The organism is Amaricoccus sp., assembly GCF_017995835.1.
GTDB lineage: Bacteria > Pseudomonadota > Alphaproteobacteria > Rhodobacterales > Rhodobacteraceae > Amaricoccus.
In genome coordinates, this window is record NZ_JAGOID010000116.1 from 1 (window position 1) to 8,648 (window position 8,648).

Consider the following 8,648-nt stretch of genomic DNA (forward strand, 5'->3'; position numbering starts at 1 on the left):
CACCGGGCCTGCAAGGAGATGGGCATCTCCACGGTCGCCATCCACTCGACCGCCGATTCCAACGCCATGCACGTGCGCATGGCCGACGAGAGCGTCTGCATCGGCCCGCCGCCGGCCGGCCAGAGCTACCTGTCGGTTCCGAACATAATCGCCGCCTGCGAGATCACCGGCGCCGAGGCGATCCACCCGGGCTACGGCTTCCTTTCCGAGAACGCCACCTTCGTCCAGATCGTCCAGGACCACGGCATCGCCTTCATCGGCCCGACCGCCGAGCACATCCGGCTGATGGGCGACAAGATCACCGCCAAGGACACGATGAAAAGGCTCGGGGTGCCCTGCGTTCCCGGCTCCGACGGCGCCGTCCCCACCCTCGACGAGGCCCGCACCGTCGCCGCCGAGATCGGCTATCCGGTCATCGTCAAGGCGACGGCCGGCGGCGGCGGCCGCGGCATGAAGCTCGCGCGCACCGCCGACGATATCGAGACCGCCTTCCAGACCGCCCGCGCCGAGGCCAAGGCCGCCTTCGGCAACGACGAGGTCTATCTGGAGAAATACCTCGGCGCCCCGCGCCACATCGAGATCCAGGTCTTCGGCGACGGCAAGGGCAAGGCGGTCCATCTCGGCGAACGCGACTGCTCGCTGCAACGCCGTCACCAGAAGGTGTTCGAGGAAGCCCCCTCCCCCGTCATCGACGCCGCCACCCGCGCCCGCATCGGCAAGATCTGCGCCGACGCGGTCGCCCGCATCGACTACGCCGGCGCCGGCACCATCGAGTTCCTCTACGAGGACGGCGAGTTCTACTTCATCGAGATGAACACCCGGCTCCAGGTCGAGCACCCGGTGACCGAGGCGATCTACGACGTCGACCTCGTGCAGGAACAGATCCGCGTCGCCGCCGGCCTGCCGATGTCCTTCGCGCAGAAGGATCTCGTCCCGACCGGCCACGCCATCGAATGCCGCATCAACGCCGAGAGCCTACCCGACTTCCGACCCTCGCCGGGGACGATCTCGACCTACTACTCCCCCGGCGGCCTCGGCGTGCGCATGGACAGCGCCATCTACGGCGGCTACACGATCCCGCCCTACTACGACAGCCTGATCGGCAAGCTGATCGTGCACGCCCGCACCCGCGAGCTCGCGCTCGCGCGCCTGCAACGGGCGCTCTCCGAACTCGTCGTCGATGGGGTCGCCACGACGACCCCGCTTTTCCACGCGCTGCTCGACGAGCCCGACATCCAGGCCGGCCGCTACAACATTCACTGGCTCGAAGGTTTCCTCGCGCGCGAGGAAAGCTGAGGCCCTCCCGTGGCCGACGAGATCACGCCGGCGCTGCTGCTGCGGGCCTACGCCTCCGGGGTGTTCCCGATGGCGGATTCGGCCGACACGGACGAGGTGTTCTGGGTCGATCCGCGCAGGCGCGGCGTCATCCCGCTCGACGGGCTCCACGTCCCGCGCCGCCTCGCCCGCAGCTTCCTCTCCGCCCCCATGGAGATCGAGATCGACCGCGATTTCGCCGGCGTCCTCGACGGCTGCGCCGACCGCCCCGAGACCTGGATCAACGCCCGCATCCGCCGGCTCTACCTCGACCTCCACCGTGGCGGCTACGCCCATTCCGTCGAGATCCGGGACGACACCGGGCTGGCCGGCGGCCTCTACGGCGTCGCCATCGGCGGCGCATTCTTCGGCGAGAGCATGTTCACCCGCCAACGCGACGCCTCGAAGTTCGCCCTCGTCGCCCTTGTCGCCCGCCTCAATGCCGGCGGCTTCACCCTCCTCGACACCCAGTTCGTCAACGATCACCTGCTGCGCCTCGGCGCCGTCGAGATATCCCGCGCCGAGTACCGCCGCCGCCTGGCCACCGCGCTGGACCGCCCCGCGAACTTCCGCGCCCTCGTCGCGGACACGCCGCGCGCAGCACTCCTCCGCCTCGCGACGCCGTCCGCCGCCAACGCGGAGTCGACGCAGGGGAACGCACGCTAGCCGGACGTCGGCCGCCCGTGCCTTGCCGAAGGCCCCTTCGTTGTCGCGCGCCTGCCGGACCTGACCGGTCCGTCGCGCCCGACATGGACCCGACCAGGTTTCGCGGGCGGGCTCACGCCCCGGCGCAATCCAGCACCCAGACGTCGTAGCGCGGGTGATCGAGCGCCGAGAGCGCCGGCGACGAGGCGAACATCCATCCCGAGAACCGCGGCTCGGCGTCTCGCACGTCGCGGATCCTCAGGAAGGCGTAGGCGTCGCTCTCCGGCGCCTCGCGCGGCACGCGGCAGGCCTCGAAGAGGATCTCGAGCTGGCCGAACCGCACCGTCTCGCCAACGCCCATCGTGATGTCCTGCGTCCGCCCGTTCAGCCTGTCGAGCGCGCGCAGCGTGACCTGCCGCACCGGCACGGTGTCCTGGCTGTTGGCGATCTGCCCGCCGGTGACGGCCGGCGAGTTCGCCGTCGGCCCGGCCGACTGCGCCGCCACGGCCTGCGCCGCCACGAGCGCGAAAGCCAGCGCCGGCCCGATGGCCGACCTCACTGCCCGCCTCCCGCGAACTTCATCAGGAGGTTCAGAAGGCTCACCGAGCTCTGCGTGTTCAGGATCTCGTCCCCCTCCGCCAGCATGACGTCCGACGCCCCCGGCGTGATTTCGACGAACGACCCGCCGAGCAGTCCCTCCGAGGCCACCTTCACGTCCGAATCGTCCGGCAGTTGCAGGCTGCGATCGACCGAGAAGGTCGCCGACGCCTCGTAGCTCGCCGGGTCGAGCGAAAGCCCGGTCACCGATCCGACCCGGATGCCGGCGAGACGCACGTCCGTCCCCACTGCGATCCCCTCGACGCTGCGGAACCGCGCCGACAGGGCGTAGCTGTCCCGCGTCGCCTGTCGCCCGCTGACCTGCCCGGCATAGACCACGAAGCCGACCGCCGCGGCGATCACCACGGCGCCGATCACCGTCTCGGCGACGCTGTTCTGCGCCATCCGCTGCTCCTTCCGGATCTTCAGTCCGGCGTCCAGGCCTCGTAGTCGCGCAGCGTGCGCGGCCGGTCCGAACGCAGGCTTCCGGGCGGGTGATAGGCCGCGTCGCTGCCGGTCAGGTTCGGCAGATGCGGCTTCTCCCAGGGCTTGCGCGCCGGCGGCTTCACCGTCGGCGGCTCCTGCCAGGTGTGGTGCAGCCAGCCGTGCCATTCCGGCGCGATCCGGCTCGCCTCGATCTCGCCGTTGTAGATCACCCAGCGCCGGGCGCCGTCGGCGGACTGGTAGAACACGTTGCCCGCCTCGTCCTCGCCGACGCGCCGGCCGTTGCGCGCCGTCCAGAGCCGCGTCGCCACGGTCTCGCCGTTCCACCAGGTGAATAGTTGCGCCAGAAGGCCCATGCCCGCCTCGTCGCCTTGCGTTGCCCGTCCCTTATGGCGCCTGCCGACCCTCGGGTCCAGTCAGGGCGGCGGCGTGAACGCCCGCCGCGCCGCTGCGACCCGCGCATGGGCGAAGCAGCCCGGATCGTGGTCGTTCACGAGCCCCATCGCCTGCATGAACGCATAGGCCGTGGTCGGACCCACGAACTTCCATCCCCGCTTCTTCAACTCCTTCGACAGCGCCACCGACTCGGGCGATGTCGCCCGCAACTCCTCCCCGGACCCGGGCGGCGCCGCCTCGTAGCGCCAGAAGAACGCCGCCAGCGAGCCCTCGCGCTCGCGCATCTCCACAGCGCGCCTCGCATTGTTGATGGTGGCCTCGATCTTGCCCCGGTGGCGGACGATGCCCGCGTCGCCAAGCAACCGCTCCACGTCCGCCGGTCCGAACCGGGCCACTGAATCAAAGTCAAACCCCGCGAAGGCGGCGCGGAAGTTCTCACGCTTCACCAGGATCGTCCGCCAGGACAGGCCGGACTGGAACCCTTCGAGACAGATCTTCTCGAAGAGACGCCGGTCGTCGGTGACCGGAAAGCCCCATTCCGTGTCGTGGTAGGCCGGAAACTCCGCCTCGGCGCCCGCCCAGTGGCAGCGCGCCACCCCGTCCGATCCCGTCACCGCGGCCATGCGGACCCTCCTCCCCGACGCATGCCGTTCACTTCTGTTCGCACGGCGCCGCCTCGTCAAGAACCGTTACCGCACGCCGCGGAACATGCTATCCTGACCTCGGACCCAAAGAGAGGGGAGCGCTCCGATGCGCGTGGTCACTGCCGTTGGCGCCGCCGTTCTTCTCCTCGTCGCCGCGCCCGCCGCCGCCGGCCTCGTCCTCGACCGGATCCGCGACAGCGGCATCCTGGTCGGCGCCACCGACCCGGCATGGCCGCCGTATTCCTGGCGCGAGCCGATCGGCGAATACGCTGGCTTCGACGTCGACGTCACCCGCGAGATCGCCGACCGCCTCGGGGCCCGCGCCGAGTTCGTCACCCCGCCGTGGGAGGAGCAGGTCGCCGGCGACTGGGGCGACCGCTGGGACATCGCCGTCACCGAGATGACCCCGACCGCCGACCGCGCCGAGCGTCTCGTCTTTCCCGCGACCTACGCCTACGGCTTCGCTGCGCTCGCCGTGCGCGCCGACGATCCGGTCGCCTCGATCGAGGGCGCGAGCGGCCGCAAGATCGCGGTGATCGAGGACACGATCTTCGAGATGTACCTGGAGCGAAAGGACATGGGCCTGCCCGGCGCGCCGCCGGTCGCCTACCGCATCGACGCCCCCGAGATCGTCGCCTACGCCGTCAGCGGGCCGGACTACCTCGCGCTTTCCGAGGGCCGGGTCGACGCCCTGATCGACGACCGCGTCGCCATCGAGGGCCAGATCGCCCGGGGACGCGACCTGCGCATCGTCGGCGAGCCGCTGTTCTCCGCGCCGGCGGCGGTCGCCATCGCGCAGGGCGATCCCGAACTCGCCACCGAACTCGCCCGGATCGTGGAGGACATGCGCGCCGACGGCACCCTGCGCGACCTGTCGATGCGCTGGTTCGGCTTCGACGCCAGCAAGCCGCCGTCGACCACCGTCACCGAACTGCGCTGAGGCGGGCCGCCGGCCGGCCGAAGCGGCAGGACGTTCAGCGGCGCCGATGCGGCCGAAGCGTTCCGGCGCGCCCCCTCCGGAGAAGGGGTCAGGGTCAGGAGGCCGAAGCCGAGGAGCCTTCCTTGCGGTCGACGTAGATCAGCAGCGGCTCGCCCTTGCGCAGGATGCACTCCTCGTTGACCACCACCTCCGCCACGCCCTGCATCGAGGGCAACTCGAACATGGTGTCGAGCAGCACCTCCTCGAGGATCGAACGCAGGCCGCGGGCGCCGGTCTTGCGGTCGATCGCCCGCTTGGCGATGCCCCCGAGCGCATCCTCGGTGAAGGTGAGCTTCACGTCCTCCATCTCGAAGAGCCGCTGGTACTGCTTGATCAGCGCGTTCTTCGGCTCGGTGAGGATCTTGATCAGCGCGTCCTCGTCGAGGTCGGTCAGCGTGGCGAGCACCGGCAGGCGGCCGACGAACTCGGGGATCAGCCCGAACTTCAGCAGATCCTCCGGCTCGAGCTCCTGAAAGAGCTCGCCCACCCGCCGCTCGTCCGGATCCTTGACCTCGGCGCCGAAGCCCATGGCCGAGCCGCGCCCGCGCTGGGCGATGATCTTGTCGAGCCCGGCGAAGGCGCCGCCGCAGATGAACAGGATGTTGGTCGTGTCCACCTGCAGGAATTCCTGCTGGGGATGCTTGCGCCCGCCCTGCGGCGGCACGCTCGCGACCGTCCCCTCCATGATCTTCAGCAGCGCCTGCTGCACGCCCTCGCCCGAGACGTCGCGAGTGATCGAGGGATTGTCCGACTTGCGGCTGATCTTGTCGACCTCGTCGATATAGACGATGCCGCGCTGCGCCCGCTCGACGTTGTACTCGGCCGATTGCAGCAGCTTGAGGATGATGTTCTCGACATCCTCGCCGACATAGCCCGCCTCGGTCAGCGTCGTGGCGTCGGCCATGGTGAACGGCACGTCGAGGATGCGCGCCAGCGTCTGCGCGAGCAGCGTCTTGCCGCAGCCGGTCGGGCCGATCAGCATGATGTTCGACTTCTGCAACTCGACGTCGGAATTCTTCTGGGCGTGGTTCAGCCGCTTGTAGTGGTTGTGGACCGCCACCGACAGGACGCGCTTCGCGACCTTCTGCCCGATCACGTAGTCATCGAGAACCTTGCAGATCTCCTGCGGAGTCGGAACGCCATCCGATGACTTGACCAGATTGCTCTTGGTTTCCTCGCGGATGATGTCCATGCACAACTCGACGCATTCGTCGCAGATGAACACGGTCGGGCCCGCAATCAACTTGCGGACCTCATGCTGGCTCTTGCCGCAGAACGAGCAGTAGAGGGTGTTCTTCGTGTCGCCGCCCGATTTGCTCATCGTTCGCCTCCGGCTTTCGCCATCAAGTTCGCGCATGCTCCCCGATCAGGATCGCGGCGCCGCACGCGACGCCAGTCATAGGACATGCATGTCGCGGCAATTACAAGTCCCGAAGCGCCGGGCCTCACGGGCCCGGCGCTTCGGATCCGGTCAGGCGGCCTTGGCCTCGCCCGCGGGCCGCTTCTCGACGATCTCGTCGATCAGGCCCCATTCCTTGGCGTCCTGCGGCGTCATGAACCGGTCGCGCTCCAGCGCCTGCTCCACCGCCTCGTAGGTCTGGCCGGTGTGCTCGACGTAGATCTGGTTGAGCCGCTCCTTGAGCGCCAGCGTCTCGCGGGCGTGGATCATGATGTCGGTCGCCTGGCCCTGGAAGCCGCCCGAGGGCTGGTGGACCATGATCCGGCTGTTCGGCAGCGAGTAGCGCATCCCCTTCGCGCCGGCGGTCAGCAGCAGCGATCCCATCGACGCCGCCTGGCCGACGCACAGCGTCGAAACCGGCGGGCGGATGTACTGCATCGTGTCGTAGATCGACAGCCCCGAGGTCACCACCCCGCCCGGGCTGTTGATGTACATCGAGATTTCCTTCTTCGGGTTCTCGGCCTCGAGGAAGAGAAGCTGCGCCACGATGAGGGTGGACATGCCGTCGTGCACCGGCCCGGACACGAAGATGATCCGTTCCTTCAGCAGCCGCGAATAGATGTCGTAGGCGCGCTCGCCCCGGGCAGTCTGCTCGACCACCATCGGCACGAGGGTCATGTAGGTGTCGACCGGGTCTTTCATCGGCTCCCTGTTCCTTGTCCTGCGGGCGATCCGCCGTCGCCCCTGCGCGCCGCCCTCAGGGCCCTGACACGGCGACGCGATCTGCCAGATATTCTTCCTGCCGCCCGGCTACAAGTGCTCCCGGCCGATGAGACCCGATGGGCTTTCTGTCAACCTGCACGAGAATAGCGCCGCCAACAAGATCGGAAAAGTACGGGACGGAGAGGGCGCGGCCGCGGCGGTCGCGCCGCCGCAGCAGCACGAGTTCCGGGCGGATCAGACCTCGACGACGGTCTTTATGTCCTCGTCCAGCGCCTCGACGGCCTTCTGCAGCTCGTCCTTCGACACGCCACGGTCCGTCACCGTCGCGAGGGTCAGGATGTGGTCGACGACCTTCTCCTCGAAGATCGGCGCACGGAGCTGCTGGAGCGCCTGCGGGTTCTTCTGGATGAACTCGATGAAGCGCCGCTCCTGGCCCGGATACTGCCGGGCCTGGGCGACCACGGCGCGCTGCATCTCCTGGTCGGTCACGCCAATGTTGGCGCGGGTGCCGACGTCGGCGAGCAGGAGCCCGAGCCGGACCCGGCGCTCCGCGAGCTTGCGATGCTCCTCCTTCGGCTCGATCGAGCCGTGGTCGTGGCCGTGGTGGTCGGGATTCTCCTCGTGCCAGAGCTGATGGGCGATCTGGTTCGCCTCGACGTCGACCAGCGTCGGCGGCAGGTCGAAGGCGACGAGCCCGTCGAGCGCGTCCATCAGCCGGCGCTTCAGCACGGCGCGGGTCGCCTGACCGTACTCGGCGGCGAGCCGCTCGCGCACCTGGCCCTTCAGCGCCTCGAGGTCATCGGCGCCGAACCGCTGGGCGAGTTCGTCGTCGATCGGCGCGGGCTTCGGCGCCTTCACGTCCTTCACCGTCACGGCGAAGACGGCGTCCTTGCCGGCGAGATGCGGCGCGCCGTAGGCCTCGGGGAACGTCACCTTGACCTCGACCTCGTCGCCCGCCTTGGCGCCGACCAGCTGCTCCTCGAAGCCGGGAATGAACCCGCCCGAGCCCAGCACCAGCGGGAAATCCTCCGCCGCGCCGCCCTCGAACTCGACCCCGTCGATCGAGCCCTTGAAGTCGATCACGACCTGGTCGGCGTCCCTGGCCTTGGAGCCCTTCTTGCGGTCCTCGTAGACCGAGGCCGACTTCGCGAGATTGTCGAGCGCCTCGGCGAGGGCGGCGTCGTCGGCCTCGACGGTCAGCCGCTCGAGCGAGACCCCGGAGAAATCGACCTCCGGCACCTCGGGCAGCGCCTCGTAGGTCATCGACACCTCGACGTCGTCGCCCTCGTTCCAGCCCTCGTTGGTCATCTTGACCTCGGGCTGCAACGCCGGGCGGTCGCCGGTCGCCTCGAAATGCTCGCGCATGGCGCTGTCGATGGCGTCCTGCATCGCCTCGCCGAGCACCGACTTGCCGAACATCTTCTTCATCAGCGCCGCCGGGGCCTTGCCCTTGCGGAAGCCCTTCATCTGGAAGTCCTTGCGGGCCTCCTCGAGCTTCGCCGTCACC

The 8,648-nt window shown here is 69.0% G+C and carries 10 protein-coding genes; 3 read left to right on the top strand and 7 right to left on the bottom strand.

Annotated features, from left to right (window positions below; genetic code table 11):
* Positions 1–1,296 (top strand): acetyl-CoA carboxylase biotin carboxylase subunit (gene accC, locus KBA23_RS14300; protein ID WP_290742128.1); only part of this gene is annotated, 1,296 nt, incomplete at its 5' end.
* Between the two features lie 9 nt (positions 1,297–1,305).
* Positions 1,306–1,980, top strand: a complete 675-nt coding sequence (gene aat / locus KBA23_RS14305; protein WP_290742132.1) for a leucyl/phenylalanyl-tRNA--protein transferase — start codon at positions 1,306–1,308, stop codon at positions 1,978–1,980.
* Between the two features lie 112 nt (positions 1,981–2,092).
* Here the strand turns inward: aat and KBA23_RS14310 are convergent, their stop codons facing one another.
* From KBA23_RS14310 to KBA23_RS14325, 4 genes are read right to left on the bottom strand one after another with little or no spacing between them, the layout of a single operon-like run.
* Positions 2,093–2,518 (bottom strand): DUF2155 domain-containing protein, encoded by a 426-nt coding sequence (locus KBA23_RS14310; RefSeq protein ID WP_290742134.1) that lies wholly within the window; start codon positions 2,516–2,518, stop codon positions 2,093–2,095.
* The gene (gene mlaD, locus KBA23_RS14315) at positions 2,515–2,961 is read right to left on the bottom strand and encodes an outer membrane lipid asymmetry maintenance protein MlaD (protein WP_290742137.1); all 447 of its coding nucleotides are present in this window, start codon (positions 2,959–2,961) and stop codon (positions 2,515–2,517) included. The genes KBA23_RS14310 and mlaD overlap by 4 nt, the downstream gene beginning before the upstream one ends.
* 20 nt (positions 2,962–2,981) lie before the next feature.
* Entirely contained in the window at positions 2,982–3,356 is a 375-nt protein-coding gene (locus KBA23_RS14320; protein ID WP_290742140.1) for an NADH:ubiquinone oxidoreductase subunit NDUFA12, read from the bottom strand.
* A 60-nt stretch (positions 3,357–3,416) separates the two neighbouring features.
* Positions 3,417–4,019: a DNA-3-methyladenine glycosylase I gene (locus KBA23_RS14325; RefSeq protein ID WP_290742143.1), complete on the bottom strand. Its 603-nt coding sequence runs from the start codon at positions 4,017–4,019 to the stop codon at positions 3,417–3,419.
* Positions 4,020–4,146: 127 nt separating this feature from the next.
* Between KBA23_RS14325 and KBA23_RS14330 the strand changes: the two genes are divergently transcribed.
* Positions 4,147–4,980 carry a transporter substrate-binding domain-containing protein gene (locus KBA23_RS14330; protein WP_290742148.1) on the top strand — a complete coding sequence of 278 codons (834 nt, stop codon included), beginning with the start codon at positions 4,147–4,149 and terminating at the stop codon, positions 4,978–4,980.
* Positions 4,981–5,074: 94 nt separating this feature from the next.
* Here KBA23_RS14330 and clpX read toward each other — a convergent pair whose 3' ends face one another.
* From clpX to tig, 3 genes are all read right to left on the bottom strand, one after another.
* Positions 5,075–6,340 carry an ATP-dependent Clp protease ATP-binding subunit ClpX gene (clpX, locus tag KBA23_RS14335; RefSeq protein ID WP_290742151.1) on the bottom strand — a complete coding sequence of 422 codons (1,266 nt, stop codon included), beginning with the start codon at positions 6,338–6,340 and terminating at the stop codon, positions 5,075–5,077.
* A 150-nt stretch (positions 6,341–6,490) separates the two neighbouring features.
* A complete protein-coding gene (gene clpP / locus KBA23_RS14340) occupies positions 6,491–7,120 on the bottom strand; it encodes an ATP-dependent Clp endopeptidase proteolytic subunit ClpP (protein ID WP_290742153.1) in 630 nt (209 codons plus the stop codon).
* 255 nt (positions 7,121–7,375) lie between these two features.
* Positions 7,376–8,648 (bottom strand): trigger factor (tig, locus tag KBA23_RS14345; RefSeq protein WP_290742156.1); only part of this gene is annotated, 1,273 nt, incomplete at its 5' end.